This is a genomic window from Pirellulales bacterium (assembly GCA_019636345.1).
Classification (GTDB): domain Bacteria; phylum Planctomycetota; class Planctomycetia; order Pirellulales; family Lacipirellulaceae.
Map to the genome: position 1 here is coordinate 32,173 of JAHBXQ010000007.1, position 16,604 is coordinate 48,776.

At 65.8% G+C, this 16,604-nt stretch carries 9 protein-coding genes; 2 read left to right on the forward strand and 7 right to left on the reverse strand.

All coding sequences use genetic code 11. The features are described 5' to 3' along the window. The first annotated feature begins 397 nt into the window (after window positions 1–397). Window positions 398–1,525, forward strand: coding sequence for a PilT/PilU family type 4a pilus ATPase (locus KF688_15950; protein MBX3427171.1), 1,128 nt, complete (start codon window positions 398–400; stop codon window positions 1,523–1,525). 202 nt (window positions 1,526–1,727) lie between these two features. Next, on the forward strand, window positions 1,728–2,549 hold the full coding sequence (locus KF688_15955) for a nucleoside monophosphate kinase (protein ID MBX3427172.1): 822 nt from the start codon (window positions 1,728–1,730) through the stop codon (window positions 2,547–2,549). An 11-nt stretch (window positions 2,550–2,560) separates the two neighbouring features. On the opposite strand, the gene KF688_15960 is transcribed toward KF688_15955, so the two are convergent. The 7 genes from KF688_15960 to KF688_15990 form a co-directional block, all read right to left on the reverse strand. Next, on the reverse strand, window positions 2,561–5,008 hold the full coding sequence (locus tag KF688_15960) for a carbohydrate binding domain-containing protein (protein MBX3427173.1): 2,448 nt from the start codon (window positions 5,006–5,008) through the stop codon (window positions 2,561–2,563). A gap of 45 nt (window positions 5,009–5,053) precedes the next feature. Next, complete coding sequence (locus tag KF688_15965) at window positions 5,054–7,054, reverse strand: family 43 glycosylhydrolase (GenBank protein MBX3427174.1); 2,001 nt, start codon at window positions 7,052–7,054, stop codon at window positions 5,054–5,056. Window positions 7,055–7,103: 49 nt separating this feature from the next. Next, on the reverse strand, window positions 7,104–9,458 hold the full coding sequence (locus tag KF688_15970) for a glycoside hydrolase family 127 protein (protein MBX3427175.1): 2,355 nt from the start codon (window positions 9,456–9,458) through the stop codon (window positions 7,104–7,106). Between the two features lie 84 nt (window positions 9,459–9,542). After that, entirely contained in the window at window positions 9,543–11,990 is a 2,448-nt protein-coding gene (locus KF688_15975) for a hypothetical protein (GenBank protein ID MBX3427176.1), read from the reverse strand. A 356-nt stretch (window positions 11,991–12,346) separates the two neighbouring features. Then, entirely contained in the window at window positions 12,347–13,426 is a 1,080-nt protein-coding gene (locus KF688_15980) for a DUF1559 domain-containing protein (protein MBX3427177.1), read from the reverse strand. 73 nt (window positions 13,427–13,499) lie between these two features. Continuing rightward, window positions 13,500–13,907: a hypothetical protein gene (locus tag KF688_15985; GenBank protein MBX3427178.1), complete on the reverse strand. Its 408-nt coding sequence runs from the start codon at window positions 13,905–13,907 to the stop codon at window positions 13,500–13,502. 325 nt (window positions 13,908–14,232) lie between these two features. Next, window positions 14,233–16,431, reverse strand: a complete 2,199-nt coding sequence (locus KF688_15990; GenBank protein MBX3427179.1) for a PQQ-dependent sugar dehydrogenase — start codon at window positions 16,429–16,431, stop codon at window positions 14,233–14,235. Window positions 16,432–16,604: the final 173 nt, after the last annotated feature.

Genomic DNA, 16,604 nt, shown 5'->3' on the forward strand with positions numbered 1-16,604 from the left:
GTCGCGGACCCTTTTGCACCGCCGCGGCCGGGCGCAAGTTCGCTTAGCCGATTTCCGCGAAATCAGCCGAGGGAAACTACACAAGGGCGTCGTGCGATTTCGCACAGCGGCAGCTCTTGGTTGCCTAGAAGAAGGGGGTTGGGGGCGCTTCCTTCGACCTTGGTAGCCTGTCGGTTCGCCCGGGGCCGCCCTTTATGAACGGCCCGAACCGGCCGGGGGGAGAAAACGCTCACGTCCGGCGTGGCGGCGAGTTATCGTGAATGGGGCGTCGCGAATCGGACCGGGATTTGCTTGTGACCCGTTCGTCGGTTCGCTCCGCTCTTGCGACGGTCGCGACGGCCTTGGGCCGTTTAGCCGGCCATCGCCCCTCTTCTCATTTGCAGCAAAGGTCGGTTCCATGAGCCAGCCGGCGGTTCCCTTCGACGAGATGCGGCGGTTGCTGTTGTTTCTGGGGGAGCACGGGGCGTCGGACCTCCATCTGAAGGTCGGCTACGCCCCCTACGTGAGGATCGGCGGGCACTTGCGGCGGATGGAGTTGCCGGTCATTCCTGACACCGCGTGGATGCATGAGATGGTCGAACCGCTGGTGCCCTCCAAGCGGTGGCAGGATTTCGAGGCGAACGGCTCGCTCGACTTCTCCGCATCCGACGAGTCGGGAGATCGGTACCGGATCAATCTGTTCCGCTCGCACGGCGACATCCATGTCGCGGTGCGGCGGGTGCAGTCGAAGATCGCCGATTTCAACGATCTCAATCTCCCCGACGTGTATCGCGACGTCATCAGCAAGACAATGGAGGGATTGGTTCTCGTCTGCGGCGTGACCGGGTCGGGAAAGAGTTCGACCCTGGCGGCGATGATCGAGCACATCAACCAGAATCGCAGCCTGCATATCATCACGATCGAGGACCCGGTCGAGTTCGCTTTTCACGGCAAGAAGAGCATCATTTCGCAGCGCGAGATCGGGCTCGACGTCGCCAATTTCCGCGACGCGTTGCGGTCGGTCGTCCGGCAGGACCCCGACTGCATCCTCATCGGCGAGATGCGCGACCGCGAAACGATGCTCGCCGCGATCCAAGCGGCCGAGACGGGTCACCTAGTCATGGGTTCGCTCCACTGTGCGGACGCCCAACTGAGTTTTTCGCGCATTCTGGAATTTTTCGACCGGAGCGAACACGGATTCATCCGCTCGTCGTTGGCCAACAGCCTGAAGGCGATCATGGTGCAGCGGTTGCTGCCGGCCGTCGAGGAAGGAAAGCGATTCCCCGCCACCGAGGTCTTGCTGGCTAACGCGACGGTCAAGGACAAAATTCTCCGCGAGGAGGATGAAGACCTGCCCGCCGTGCTCCATCAATGCCGGCACGAAGGGATGCGCGATTACACTCACTCCCTGTGCGAACTGGTGTTGCAGGACAAAATCCTGCGGACGACCGCCATGGACTACGCCCCCAGCCGCGAGGGACTGCAGGCGGCGCTCAAGGGGATCGACTCGGCTGCCTCCAGCATCATTTCCCGCGTGCGGGGTTGAGAGTCTAGCGCTTTGACACAGCCCAAAAAACTCGTGCTGACAAAGCGCTCGCCTCGACCTGTCCAAGAGCGCAGGCGACCCTCGCACGTCCTGAAGCAAACGCAGCGCCTCGCACCGGCACAGTCGCGGGTCGAGGTCGCACAGGGGGCGACCTCCTGGGCGGAGTCGCATCGCTGTGGCGGCTGCCGGGGCGCACGGTCGCGTGGAACGCCAGTTGCTGCAAGGCTATCCAGTCGATCAGCGATCCCTTCCTGCGGAGGGCGGCGACATGTGCGGGCGAGAATCTCGTGAGTTTTGGTTTCATCCGGCCCACCAGGGATGCGGCGAAGCATCCGGCGGCCGCGCGGAGTCGATCCGGCTGGTCCTGATCGGTCCCCCCGGAGTGGGCAAGGGGACGCAAGCCGCGCTGTTGTGTCGCCGTTATCGAGCCTGCCACCTGTCGACCGGCGATCTGTTTCGCGCGGCGGCGTGCGAGTCGGAACTGAGCGCCGCGATGCAGGCCGCCCTGGTCGCCATGCGGCGCGGCGAGCTCGTGTCGGACGAGTTGGTGATGGATCTGGTGCGCGAGCGATGCGCGTGTCTGGCCTGCCAGGGCGGATTTCTGCTCGACGGCGTGCCGCGCACCTTGCCGCAGGCCCGGGCGCTCGTCGAGCTGCTCGCCGAGCTTGAGGCGACGCTCGACGGGGTCGTGCTCTACGAGTTGGCCGAGACTGAGATTGTCGCACGCATCTGCGGCCGGCGAACGTGCGCGACTTGCAAGGCGGTCTACCACGAGTCGGCCTGCCCCCCGGCGAAGCCGGGCGCGTGCGATCGGTGCGGCGGATCGCTGATGCAGCGCGACGACGATCGCCCTGAGGTTGTCGTCGCCCGACTGGCGGCGTACCGCGCGGCGACCCGCCCGCTGAGCGACTTCTACGCGGCTCGCGGCGAGCTGATCCCGGTCGCGGCGCACGGCTCGCCGGAGGAAATCTGCGAGCGCACGTGCCAAGCCCTCGCCGCGCGCCGGACCGCGCCGCGCTGTTAGCGCGCCCCCCGTCAAGGCGCCGTTTTCGTCTTGATCACCGTAACCGAGTACGGAGCGAACGACCGCCGCCAGGGGAGCGAGTCGATTCGCTCGGTCGAGGAAATCGGCGCAACGCGACGCGGCTCGTCGAGGGAATTCTCGGCTTCGGCGCCTTCGGCGGTCAACTCGACGACTTGTGCCTCGCCCTTCACGAGCGTACGGCCCGTCGTCGTGACAGGAGTCGTCACGGCGTCGCCGGTCGGATTGACGACCAGGATCACGGCCTCGTGGTCGGCGGAGTTGTAACCCGCGGCGGCGTACAGCGCGGGACGCGGCTTCAAGGCGAACTCCTGGACGAGCTTGTCGTCCAGGTAGCAGCGGACTTCGGCGCCCGCGATCTCGATCCGGATCGAATACCACCGGCCGGTCTCGATTTGCCCGGGGACCTGCGCGGCGGTCGCCCCGCGCAGTTCCAAACCGTGGAGTCGGTTCCGCCACCCGCCGAGGTTCCACCAATTGGCCGTTCCCGGGTCGGTCGAGGCGAACGAGACGAGGAACCCTTCTTCGCCCCCCAGTTTGCGAGCCTTGAGCGAGAGCGTGTAATTCTCCCAATTCGGGTCGCCGACGAACAGCCGGACGTTCTCGGCGCGCGAGCTTTGCCGGAGCACTCCGTTGGCGCATGACCATTGGCCGTTGTGCGTCTCCCAGCCGGCCAGCCCTGCTTCGGGGTCGAATTCGTACAGCGTTTCGCCGCTGCGAACGACCTTGACGTCTTTGAACTCGGCCTCGGTCAGCCACGTGCCGATGCCGATCCGCCCGCGGAACGGCGTCGGAGGCTGCTGCGGCAAATCGCTCCGCACGGGCGCCATCAACTCGGGCAGGTGGGTTGAAAAGACCTGCTGCACGTAGTACGACGGCGAGCCGAACGAGCGTTCGTTGTCGAACCAGATCAGGTCGGGCGCCCACTGGGCGTGGCCGAAGCGGCCGAACAGAGGGGCGTAGCAGGCCATTGCCACGACGTCGGCGTTGCGCCACAGGCCGGTCATGAACGCGGCCTCGGCGAGGGCGGCTTCCATGTTGTTGCGGCGTCCGGAGCCGTGGGCGGCGAATTCGCCGGCGAACACCTTGGGCCCGTTGCGACGGAACGAGTCGTAACGGCGATGATTGTCCAGGAACCACTGCGGCGGGCGGTAGTAGTGCTCGTCGACCAGATCGGCCGGCAGCCCCGCGTAAAACCGGCGCCAGGCGTCGTCGTACTCCCTGCCGTCGGCCCCGGCGCCCGAGGTCGAGATGAGCTTGATCTCAGGATGCCGTGCGGCGAGTGTCTTCTGAAACGCCTCGTACCGCGCAAAGTAATCCGCTCCCCATTGCTCGTTGCCGATGGCGACGTATTTCAAGTCGAAGGGCTCAGGATGCCCCATCGCGGCGCGCTTGGCGCCCCAGGTCGTCTCCGGCGCGCCGTTGGCGAACTCGACGAGGTCGAGCGCGTCCTGCACCCAGGGGTCGAGTTCCTCCAGCGGCACGAGCCCCCCGCCGCGGAACTGACACGCCATGCCGCAGTTCAGCACGGGCAACGGCTCGGCGCCCATGTCCTCGCACAGTTGGAAGTACTCGAAGAACCCCAGGCCGTAGGTCTGGTGGTACTGGGGCGATTCGTTGTTGCTCCACAGATTCCAGTTCTGGCGCCGCCGCCAGGGCTCGTCGATCGTGTCCTTCCAGCGATATGCGTTGGCCAGCCCGTTCCCCTCGACGATGCACCCCCCGGGAAACCGCATGAATCCCGGACGCATGTCGGCCAGCAGTTGAGCGAGATCCGCGCGGAGCCCGTTGGCACGACCGTGGAACGTGTCGGTCGGGAAGAGCGAGACCATGTCGAGTTCGTAGCGCCCCGGCGCGGCGACGAGCACCCGCAGCCGAGCGGCGGCGTGCGAATCGTCGGCCGTGATCGTGCCGGACAAGGACTGCCACGTCTGCGAGTCGCCGGCGCGGAGCACGACCTCGCCCAGGCTCCGGCCCTCGTCGTCCACGAGCGCCGCGGTCGCTTGGGCGCCGGCGATCGCCGTTCGCAGAAAAAGCGAAAATCGGTAGCTCTTCCCCTTTTCAACCCGAATGCCGTCGAAACCGGAGTTCGAGACGCCGATCGCGGGAGCTGCGGCTTCCAAGACCAAGTAGTGCTCGTTGTTGGGATCGAGCGGCTCCGCGTCGCCGATCGAGATCTTCGCTTGCTCGGCGCCCTCGGCTTGCCAACTGGTGAGCCGGTTGCGGTGCTCGAACGAGCGATTCTGAACCAACTCGGCGTAGAGCCCCCCGTCGGCCGCGTAGTTGATGTCCTCGAAGAAGATGCCGTGCATCGTCCGAGGATAGGCAGGTCCGGGGTTCGTCAGGTCGACCACGATCGACCCCGTTGGTTCGGCGGCGATCGCCGTACCGGACGTCAGGAGCGCCAGCAGCAGCCAGCAGGAGAGCTTCACAGGAGACATATCGAGGCTCGCTCGTTGGTGAACAGGAGAATGGTTCGTCGGAAGTCAGTCCGCTTCGACGACGGCGCCGGACAGTTCCATTTCGTCGCCGACTTGGGGCCAGCCGTCAGCGTCCCAACTCAGGCGGTTGACGCCCAGTTGGGGCAGCCCCTGGCGATCGCCGGCGTAGTAGTGGTAGCTCAGCATCTGTCGGCCCTCGTGCGCGAAGATTCCGGCGTGGCCTGGGCCGATCGCCTTGCCGCGCGTCGCGAGGACCGGGGCGCCGCCGCCTTCGCGGAGATCGACCCCGCGCTTGTCCACGTAGGGGCCCGTGACCTCGCGGCTGCGGCCGACGCGGATCTCGTACGTGCTGTTCACTCCCCGGCAGCAGTGGCCCCAGTTGACGAACAGGTAGTAGCAACCGTCGTGATGCCAGAGCGTCGCCGCTTCGATCTCGGACTTGCTGGCGAGCGCGTAGATCGGGCCGTCGGGATCCTTGCGTTTGCCCGTGGCGGGGTCGAGTTCAACAAGCTTGATTCCTGTCCAGTACGAACCGTACGCCAGCCAAAGCGTTCCGTCGGGCGCGGCGAGGACGCTCGGGTCGATCGCGTTGTGGTCGTACTTGCCGCTGTCGTCGGTGCGGACGACCAGCCCCTCGTCGGTCCAGCCGAAATCAGCGGCCTGCGGATCGAGCGTCGGCGATGACGCCAGCCCGATGGCGGACGTCTGCTTGCCGAACGTCGACACGGAGTAATAGACGAAGTACTTGCCGTCGCGTTCGATCAGGTCGGGAGCCCACAGATGATCGCGATGCTCCGGCACGGCTTCGCGGAACCATTCCGGCAATTTGGCGAACAGCGGCGGTTCGAGTCGCCACTCGCGCAAGTTCGTCGACGACTGGACTTGGATCCCCGTGCCGGTCGAAAAGCACCAGTACCGGCCGGCGCGGTGCAGGATTGTCGACGGGTCGTGAATTCGCGCCGGGCGGCGGAACCGCAGACTGACGTACGTCGGCGCATCGCGATCGCAACCGAGGGCGCCGTCGACGTAGGTCAATTCGGCGACCTGGATCGAACTGCGACGAAGCTCGTACCCGCTGGTCGCTGCGCCCTCGGCGCCCGTGCGCCCTGGGTGAGTGAAGTAGAACAGGTACGCCCGATCATCGATCGCGACGACGTCGGCGTGCTGGCCGATGACTCCGTCGTCGACCCCGGCGCCGGGCTGCTGCAGCAATCGCTCGGACTGCCGAGTCCACTCCGTCGCGTCGTCCGAGCGATAGACGGCCAGCCCGCCCCACTCGTCGATGATCATCCAGTACTTGCCCTGCCAGGCAAAGACCTTGGGCCCTTCCCCGCCCCGCAGGTCGGGCAGGAGAACCTTGCCCTTGTCGTGCCAAGCGGCCAGATCGTCGCTGTCGGCGCAGTAGATCGATTTCTTGTCGGCCTCGTTGTTGTACCACATGCGGTACTTGCCGTCGGGCAGGCGGAGGACCGAGGCGTCGATCACTTTCGGCGACGCGAGTTCGAGAGTCGACTCGTACTTCCAATCGCGCAAGTTCCGGCTTGTCAGGTGAACGATCGACCGCGGATGGCCCCAATCGCGAAACACTCCGGGCACAAGCGTGAGATACATGTGGTACTGCCCATTGCCGAAGATCACCTCGGGCGCCCAGTAGGTGGCGTCTTCGCCGCCGAAGTCGATGTTCGCCGTTCCGACGTACTCCCAATGAGCGCCGTCGCTCGACTCGGCGATGCCGATTTTCGTGCCATGCACCCAGTTGACGCCGTCGATCTGATCCTCCGGCAACTTCGCCCGGCGGTTGGTGTAGAACATCCACCACTTCCGCTCGGCGAAGTTGTAGATGATCGTCGGATCCGCGGCGCCGTCGAACTCGGGGTCCCGGAACAGGGGCTTGTCGGCCAAGCCGCCGCGGCGCGCCGGCTGCGCCGACGCCAAGTCGGCGCCCAGCGCGACGCACGCCATGACGAACAAGCCGAGCGCCGCGACCCTGCGCGACCTCCGTTCGGAGGGGCGGGGCGTCGAAGCGGAATCTGCGAGGTCGTTCACGATCTCTCTCTCCAAGAAACTTACTGCTGCCGCGATGACGGAGCCTCGGCTATGGCTGCGAGGTTGCGGGCTCGTCGCCGTCGCGGCGGACGACGCGCACGCCGAACACTCCGCCGGCGGTGTTGCGGGGCTCGGCCTGGAACTTGACGGTCGCGGTCTTGCGGCCCGTCGTTCGCTCGAGCGGCAGTTCGTACGTGCGGTCCCAAAACTTGCCGGGCTGATCGCGATCGAGCGACTCGGACGCGAACTTCTCGCCGTCGATCAGGACGTCGAACTTGCGGGCCCCTGAATCGCTCCCCCAATAGGTGACGATCAAATCGGCGGCCCCGTCGTCGGGGAGCTTCACGTCGAACGAGAACCAGCCCCCGTCCCAGGCATGGCGGAACTTCTTCCCGCCGAAGTCTCCCGGCCCCGTCTTCTCCCCCTGGAAGTTGTGATCGCGCTCGGACTGCATCTCGCCAATGGCGAACAGATCGACCGTTCGGGCGTCGAGCTGCTTGAGTCGCCGCCGCTGTTCGTTGTATTCGCGTTCCCGGGCGCGCCATTGGTCCTCGGTGAAGACGTCCCAGTAGACGATGTAGCGCTCGTCACGGACCGCAAAGAACGGCTCCAGCGGCAGATCCCGTGGGCGGCCGACGCCAGCGGTTTCGAACCGCGCCGGTCGATCCGCCGCGGGCTTGAGCCAATCGTCGACCGGCCGATCGCTCGTCACCAGCACCGGCAGCATCTCCTCGGCGTCTTGCCCCACGATCCCGACGTACATCGCCGGTCCGTAGAACGCCGCGACGCGGCCAGGATTGTCCGGCATGGGCTCCAGTCGCAGCGACGGCGGCAAATCGACTTCGACGACGTCCCCGGCGTTCCATGTCCGTTCGACGGTCGCGAACGATCCCGGCGTGGCGTCGGTCTCGACCTCCGCGCCATTGACGCGAATGCGAAATCCCTCGCCGCACCACCGGGGGCGCCGCACGTGCAGGGCGAACTCGCGCGGCTCTTTGCAGGAGATTTCCAGCCGCGTCGCCCCCGTGGTCGGCAGCTCGGTCTGCTGGCGAAGCTTCACCCCGGCTCGGGTCCAATCGAGCTCCGACGAGATGAACTGGTTCACGTACAGGTCGTCGGCCGACCGAGCGTAAACGTACTCGCCGTAGCGGGCGTGGTTCTCCATCCCCGAGCCGCTGCAGCAGGTGAACGCCTCGGGGTCCATGAACGGCTTGGTCGACCCCGCGGCCAGCGGCACGAAGTAGCAGACCATGCCCGTCGCCGAGTTCTGCGATGCCAGGATGTGATTCCACAGCGCCCGCTCGGCGTACTCGACGTACGCGGCGTCGGGCTTCTGCGAGAAGAGGGCCGAGGTCAGCTTGAGCATGTTGTAGGTGTTGCAGGTCTCGGCCGTGTCATGGCTGAGCCGGTCGTTGAGCTTGCGCGGCGGGCCGAGGTGCTCGCGCATGCTGTTGCCCCCCATGGCGTAGGTGTGGTTGTCGACGATCGTCGACCAGAAGAAGCGGGCGATCACGGCGAACTTGGCCTCGCCGGTGAGTTCGGCGATCTTCGCCGCGCCGATGATCTTGGGGACCTGCGTGTTCGAGTGCTTCCCCTCCAATTCGTCGCGCTCGGCGGCGAGCGGATCGAGGATCTGCTTGTGGTAGAACTTCTTCGCCAGCTTGAGGAACTCTTCGTCGCCGGTGAGTTGATACAGCTCGGCCAGCGACTCGTTCATGCCGCCGTGCTCGCAGGCGAGCATCTGCTGCCACTGTTCGGGCGTCAGGTCGGCGGTCGTCTCGATCGCCCATCGCCCCAGGCGCGACGCCACGTCGAGCGCCTGCTCGTTGTCGCACAGGCGGTAGGCGTCGATCAGCCCTGCGAACAACTTGTGAAGCGTGTACCACGGGACCCAGGACCCGTTGAGGTCGAACCCTCGGGAGCGGATGTCGCCGCGGGCCACCTCGGCAAACACTTCGCGGCCCCGCGGCATGGCGCCGACGAACCCGTCCCCTCCCGCCTCCTGACAGGCGGCCAATTCGGCGACGACGTAATCGACTCGGCGGCGAAACTCCTCGTCGCCGTCCGCGTGGTGCATCCGGGCGCAGGCGCTCAGGTAATGTCCCAGGCTGTGCCCGGCGATCCCCATCGCTTCCCACCCGCCGTACTGTTCGGCCTTCGGCTCCAGTCCGGCGTCTTTGCGGTACCAGCTCAGCAGGCGATCGGGCTTGAGCGTCAGCAGGTACGCCGCGTCGGCGTCCTGCGCCTCCTTGAACGGGCCGTCGAGCAACTTGACCTGCCGTACGTCGAACGGCCGCACGACCGGCGGCGATTTGGCCGCGACCTGGGCTCGACAGACGGGGGGCGCCAACGGGGCCATGAATACGATCGCAAGGAACCCAAACTTCAAGGCGGAAACGTTCACCGGCAGGATCTCGCAAGGGGGGGCGGGCTGCTGCGGGAGCCTCGCGCTCCCGCAGCGGGACAAAGCCGACTCCGGAGCCGTTCCCTATTGGACCGGAAATCGGAGAACGGTCAACGAATGCGGGGCGAATTCATGCACGAATACGGGGCCCGCGAGTTTCGCCGTGCTCGTTTGCGGGGCGATCGCCTCGGGTTCGTCGAGCGAGTTGACCGCATCGGGATCGCCCGCGAGCACGACGATTCGGGCCTCGTCCCCGGCGAGCTTGGCGGATCCCAGGTCGATCTGTCCTGTCACAGGCTTGTCGCCCACGTGCACCGCCTTGACGACGACCTCGCGGGTCGCGGCATCGCGACCCGCGACGGCGTACAACCAGGGCAGCTCCAAGGCCGGAATCGTCGCCTCGTGGACGAGCTTGTCGTCGAGGTAGCACCGCACGTCAGGGCCGCTCAGCTCGATCCGGACGTCGTACCAGCGTCCCTCCTCGATGCTTCCCGGCGTCGCGGCCACTTGCGGATTCTCGGTGCTATGCCGGGCGAGAAACGCTTGCAGCGTGTGCTGCGTGTTGCCCGCGGCGCCAATGTTCCACTGCACGAACGATCCCCCCGGCGTCCCGCGGACCAGCGCCGCAAAGCCCCCCGGGCCCCCCGTCTTGCGGGCCTGGAATCGCACCACGTAGTCGCGCCAATCGCAGTCTCCCAACAAGGCGCGGCAGGTCGCCCGCGGCGCCGTTTGGGCGAGCGTGTCGCCATCAAGTTCCCACCGCCCACGGAAGCGTTCGAGCACGTCGACGTCGGCAAGCTGGTCGGCCCGCCACAGCGTTTCGCCCTCGCGCGCGACCGTGATTCCCCGGAACTCGACCGTCGCGTCGTTGGCGCCGACGCCAATTCGTCCCCCCGCGGGCGCCCGGGGGCGCGGGTCGACGAACTCGATCGGCAGCACGACGTCGGCCCGATGCCGGCTGAACAATTGCTGGACGTAGTAGTTCGGGGTCGCGTACGAGGTCAGGCTGTCGAACCAGATCAGATTCGGCCGCCACTGCCACGCCTCCTCGTGCCCGAACAGCGGGGCGTAGCACGACATGACCACCACGTCCGAGTTGCGCTCGATCCCGGTGAGAAACGCCGCCTCGGCCAAAGCGCAGCGCAGGTTGTTGCGGTTGTCGGGCGAGCAGATGTCGATCGACTGGGCCGCGTATTCGCCCATGAACACTTGCGATCCGCCGCGGGGGTAGGAATCGTAGCGCGTCGCCTCGCGCTGGAACCAATCGGGGCAGGCGTAACAGTGCTCGTCGACCGCCTCGGCCTTCTGCGGGCGGAGCCGCGACCAGGCGTAATCAAAGTCGGCGCCGACCGGGAACGGTCCGGAACCCGAGACGAGCCGAATCTCGGGATGCTTCTCCTTGAGCACGGCCGCGATTCGCTCGTATCGGTCGAGGTACTGCGGGCCCCACTGTTCGTTGCCGATCCCCAGCATCGTCAGACCGAACGGCGCGGGATGCCCGAGCGCGGCCCGGCGGGCGCCCCACGGGGTCTCGGGGCCGCCGTTGGCGAACTCGATTAGATCGAGCACGTCGTCGATGTACGGTTCCAGGGCATCGAGCGCAACGAGCTCCTTCGAGTTGAACTGGCACGCCATGCCGCAATTGAGGATCGGCAGCGGCGCGGCTCCGAGGTCCTCGCTCAACTGGAAGAACTCGAAGAACCCGACGCCGAACGACTGAAAATAGTCGGGCGTAAGCCGATGGGCGAACTCGGCGTTCCAGCGGTTCAACAACAACCGCCGCTCGGCCAAGTCGCCGATGGTCGTTTTCCACTGATAGCGGTACTTCAACTCCGGCCCTTCGACGATGCACCCCCCGGGGAAGCGGAAGAACGCGGGTTGCAGCTCCGCGAGCTTCTGCACGAGATCGGCCCGCAGCCCGTGGGGGCGTTCCCGCCAGGTACGTACGGGGCAGAGCGACGCCATGTCGAGATCGATCAGCCCGGGCCCGGCGAGCAGCAACTGCAGCGAGCCGCGCCCCTCGTCCGCGGTCGGGACGAGCTCCGTCTCGACCGCGCGCCATTCCGACCCGGCGACGTCGACGGCGGATTCGGCGAGCGCCTTCCCCTGCGGATCGACCAGTCGCACCACAAGCAGGGCGGTCCGTCCGGCGACCGAGCGCGCCTGGGCCGTGAAGCGGTACGGTTCGCCCGCGCGGAACCCCATGCCGCGGAACCCTTCGTTCGCGGCGCCGTAGGGGCCTTGCTCGCTGGTTTCGATCCGCAGGAAGACGGCGTTGGTCGTTCGCCAGGGGGCGTCGTTGCTCGTGCTCAGTCGACCCCGCGACCCGCCGCGGACCTCGCTCCAGCCAAGCAGCGCCCGGGGAAACTCGAAACCGCCGTTCTTCACCAACTCGGCGTTGAGCCCCCCGTCGCCGCCGAAGTTGATGTCCTCGAAGAAGATGCCGTAGAGCTGCGGACTGACCGTGTGGCCGGGGCGGTCGACGGCGACGCGCAATTGAACCTCGGCCGCCGCAGCGATCGAGGCGAGCAAAGCCGTCAGGGCCGATAGCGCACCGCACCTCAACAGACACCGCAGGTTACCCGCGGGCGCTGGCATCCGCTCCAGGCTCTGAGCGGACGGCGCTCGCCGCCGGTGCAGCACGCGAGGCTCCTGCACAACCCGCCATCGTTGTTTGCTCGGGACTGGCGCCTGCGGCTCGTGATCGGGGGCAAAGCCTGACATGACACGTAACAAGAGGGCTGTCGATGGTGAAGGCAAGCGAGCCGGCACGACAGGCCTGGCGATCGCGCTTGCAGGACGATAGCGAGGACAAAAGACCAAGGCGCCGGCGAAGCGCGACGCTGCCGGCGCCTGAATCGATGGCCGTCGTCGCCTAGCGGCAGCCGTCAGTTCCCGATGCTGACCGTCTCGCCCCCGGCGGCGCTCGTGAGGGCGTTCCATACAAAGCGATCGATGCTGTCGGTGTAGAACGCAACGGAGGCGTCGCAGCGCGACGCGTTGACGCCGCCGGGATGCCGACTGCGAGCGCTCACATAGTTTTGTTTCGTACCATGCTGGTTGTCCACTCTGGCTTCGGCAGGGACGTCATTGCTCCGAGGAATGTTCAGAGGAGATGCAGGGGGGCTTGGCAATTCTGCGGCGGCCCAGGCGTCCCTCACGTCTTGGTTAGGCGACCACCACCATGACTGCCGATCGAGGCCATCGGGAACCGTTGTGTTGGGAGTTTGGTAGCCTGTGAACATCTGACCTCCCAAAGCCGTCTGGGCGTCCGAGTAGGGCCCGCCCCAGTTCGCGGTTTCGGGTAGGACGAAGACCTCTGACATCATAAGAGTGTTGGCCGTACCATCAGTGATCGCGGCGAGTTTCCCTTCTTTCTTCGGTATGAACGGGGCCCCGCCAAAGGTGATGCAGTTGGGGAATTCCCCTGGGCAACCTCCAAGAAGATGTTGGCCGTAAACCGTATTGCCGCCGTTGACGACATAGTTGCTTCGTACGCGAGCCCAATATACGCTGCCCCATTCGTTGCGTTGCAGCCCAATGTCAGTTGGGCAGGCATAGAGCGGGACGAAAGCTCGCCGAGCGGCTTCGTTAGCGGCATGGCTAAACGATTTGGTCACGTCGACAACAGCGACGATTCCTTGTTGCTCGATGTAGGGCATGAGGGGCAGATACCATCCATGGTCGTCATACCAACTGCCTTGAACCCCGCCGGCTCCGTAGGTTGCGGTCATCTCGGCATTGGACCAGTGCTTCGCCAGATGCGGCAATCCCTTCTTGGCCGACTCGTAGTTGAGCATAGCCACGCTCAACTGCCTCAGGTTGTTGAGGCACTGCGAGCGGCGGGCCGCCTCGCGGGCCGCTTGGATCGCCGGCAACAACAGCGCGACCAGCACGCCGATGATGGCGATCACCACCAGAAGTTCGACCAGCGTGAAGGCCCTCGATTGGCTAAGTCGATGTTTCATGTCCGTTTTCCTTGTTGCCCCGAATCAAAGGGCGGCTTGACAATCCGTCACAATAAACGGCGAACGGATGCTGCTAAAGATCGAAATGTTGATCGAGATTCTCGCCTGAGACGACAACTTCAACCCCAGTCGATGTCTTGGGCGGCACCAAGTTGACTTCGTCGCGATACTCACCCCCTGTCCGCTCGTTCTTCTTAAGCGGACCGACCTCACGGGTAATGTTGAAATAGGCTCGCAATGTGCCCACCGGCGTCGCCGGCGAGTCGTACTCGCCGTTGACGATCGGGACCGATACGGCCTTCGTTTCGGACCCGCCGGGGGGGGCGAACGTGATCGACGCCTTCGCGTCCGCCGGGATCGGCTGGCCTCCCAGGGTCACCTTCCCGTGCAGGTGCACCGTGGAGTTCGAGCCGCCGCAACCGGCCAACAGCCCCAGCGCCGCGAGCGTCGCCCAAGCGCGGCGACCGGCGCGACCTCGCACAGGCGCGGATCCGACCGGGGGACATGCTGCGGGACGCGAACAAGTGATCATGCGCGGGACGACGGTCCTGGAAACGAGGAGCAACCGAATCGGACGAGACAACGTGAACGCAATCGCAAGTCTGCGTCGCTCCCGGCGCGATGGCGCATGGCGCGGGAGCGATCGGCACCCGCGGTCCGTCGGCGAGGACAGGACCGTGGGGCTCGGCAGAGGATGATGAGCTACCTAAATAATCGCCGGTTTGCGTCCCGGAGTCACTACAATGATGCGTATAAAAAAAACAGAAAATGCGCAGCAGACATGTCGAATCCCGACATTTTTTAGCTCACTTGTCTCTTGATCGGAACCGCTTGGCGGGTCGGCGGCGACCTTGCCAGCCGACCGCGCACGCCGCGGCTGCGGCCAAAGCCGTCGCCGACGGCTCGGGGACCGTCGCTCCCAGTAGGGCCGACGAGCCCGGCCCGTGGACCGCCTCGTAGTCGGCCTTGAACAGCCGGAAGTCGGCGACGTCGTTGTCGCCGTCGCCGTCCAGATCGCCGGCGCGGTACGCGGCGACCGGAGACAAGCCCGTCAGGCTGGTCAGGTGATTGTCGCGCAGCGCCGGCCAGTCGGCCGCGTCGATGACGCCGTCGGCGTTCAAATCGCTGCGGGCGAAGCGGTTGCCGTCGTTGCCGACGTACTTCACGGTCCCGGGGATGGTCGAGCCGTCGCCCAGCGTGATCGTCAGCAACAGGTCCTCGGTCGGCGAGGCGAGCCACCCACCCGCCGAGCTGAGCGTCACGCTTTGAGCGTCGTCGAGAAGCCCGGCGGTCCCTAGCGAGCTCTCGGCGAACGAGTAGAAATCGCCCGCCGGCGAGGTGATCTGCCAGTTGTTCGTCTGGTCGACGGCGCCGGTTCCCGCCGCGTCGGCAAAACCCGTGATCGGCGTGTCGAACCCGGCGGCGTTGATCGCCCCCGCGGGGGAGGCGAGCGCGTAGCCGCGAATGTCGACCGCGGCGCCGGTGGGGTTCGACAAGGCCATTCCCCCCGTCATGCGATCGACCGTGAGAGTCACCGTCAGGTAGGGGACGAGCTTGAAGATCTCGCCCAAGCCGGCGGCGGGATACTGACCGTCGAAGCTGTTTTGCGTCCCCGAGCGGTTGCCGAAGTCGACGATGTAGAGATTCCCGGCGTTGTCCTCGCCGAACGACACGATCTTGTCGAGCCCGGGCAGATCGTTTTGATTCGAACTGGGCATGTACGTCGGATCGGTCGGGTCGTAGACCAGCGATTGCCACAGCGAAGTCAACTCGGTGACGACGCCGTTGTTGCCGTTGGGGGTCTCGTTGCGATCGTATTCGAGCGACCAGTACCGTGACCGGACGAAGTCGGCGTAAAAGTACTTCCCCTGCAATTCTTCGATCGGCCCGCGGTAGACGTATCCGCCGATGACGGCCAGGCCGTCGGCGTGGGAGTACTGCTGGATCGGATCGAGCGATTCGACGCCCGTGAACGGGTTGGTCGGCAAGTGGGGGGCGCCGGAGACGTTGCTCTCGAACGTCCCCTCCCATTGCGGCCAGCCGAGATCGACGGGGGGACCGCCGAGGTTGGAACCCTGCTTGATGAAATGGACCTCCTCGACGGCGTTCTCGCCGACGTCGCCGTAGTAGAAGTCGCCGGTCTCCCGGTCGAAGCTGGCGCGGTAGCCGTTGCGGACCCCGGTGATCCAGACCTCCCCCAGCCCGGAGATCGGCGAACCGGGGTTCGCCGCGTTGTAGGCGGGGATCGGATTGGTCGACGGAATCGAGAAGTTCTTGTTCCCGTTGCCGAGATACGAGTCGCCCGAGACGTCGACGCGCAGGATCTTGCCTTGCAGGTCGGCGGGGTTTTGCGACGGCCGGCCCGTGGGGCTCGTCCCCCCGTTGTACGCGTTGCCGAACGAGCCTTCGCCGGCGGAGATGTAGAGATGATTGCGCTCGGCCCCCGTCGCTGTAGGATCGAACCCGATCCAGTTGACCGTGTGGTTGTTCTGCGCGTTGTTGTTGTAACGGAGGATGGTCCGCACCGAGCCGAACGTGCCGTCGGGGTTCATCGTGTACTCTTCGACCCGATTGATCGCGGTGGTGCTGCGCTCGCTGCTGGAGACGTACATCTTGCCGTAGGTCGGGGCGCCGGGCGTGTTGAAATCGGGGCTGAAGGCGATCGTCTGCAGACCCGTGTCGTTAGTGACCGACCGGTGCGACAAGTCGAGCACGACCGTTTTGGTCCGCGTGTCGACGTCGTATCGCCAGACCTTGCCCATCTGGTTGATCGCCGAAAAGCCGCCGATCGTGTTGGAGGTTCGCTCGGCAAAGTAGAGGATGTTCGCCGGGTCGCCGGGGGCCTGCGTGACGTAGGTCGGCTGGCTGAGGCCCGAGGCGATTCGTTCGAGTCGGTAGCCCTGGGCGTCGGCGTCGGCGGCGCCGATCGTCAACAGGCAGGCGAACAGAAACTTCGCCGGCGAGGAGTCCGGGCGAACCCGGCGCGATCTTGCAAGGATGTCCATCGTGAGTGGCGGCCAGAAGCGATGGTCCGGGCGGCGTCGGTCGCTCGGACGCGCGGAAGACATCTCGACCGAAGGTACGACGACCGTCGGCGACGCAGAGCGGACAGCGACCGAGGTCGCAAGCAGAAGTCAGGCGGCGAATGCGATGAAGACAAGGCGGCGGCGTGTCGCCG

Coding starts and splice junctions, on each gene's coding strand:
- KF688_15960 (MBX3427173.1), bottom strand. CDS start 5,008: ATGTCTCCTGTGAAGCTCTCCTGCTGGCTGCTGCTGGCGCTCCTGACG.
- KF688_15990 (MBX3427179.1), bottom strand. CDS start 16,431: ATGGACATCCTTGCAAGATCGCGCCGGGTTCGCCCGGACTCCTCGCCG.
- KF688_15980 (MBX3427177.1), bottom strand. CDS start 13,426: ATGAAACATCGACTTAGCCAATCGAGGGCCTTCACGCTGGTCGAACTT.
- KF688_15950 (MBX3427171.1), top strand. CDS start 398: ATGAGCCAGCCGGCGGTTCCCTTCGACGAGATGCGGCGGTTGCTGTTG.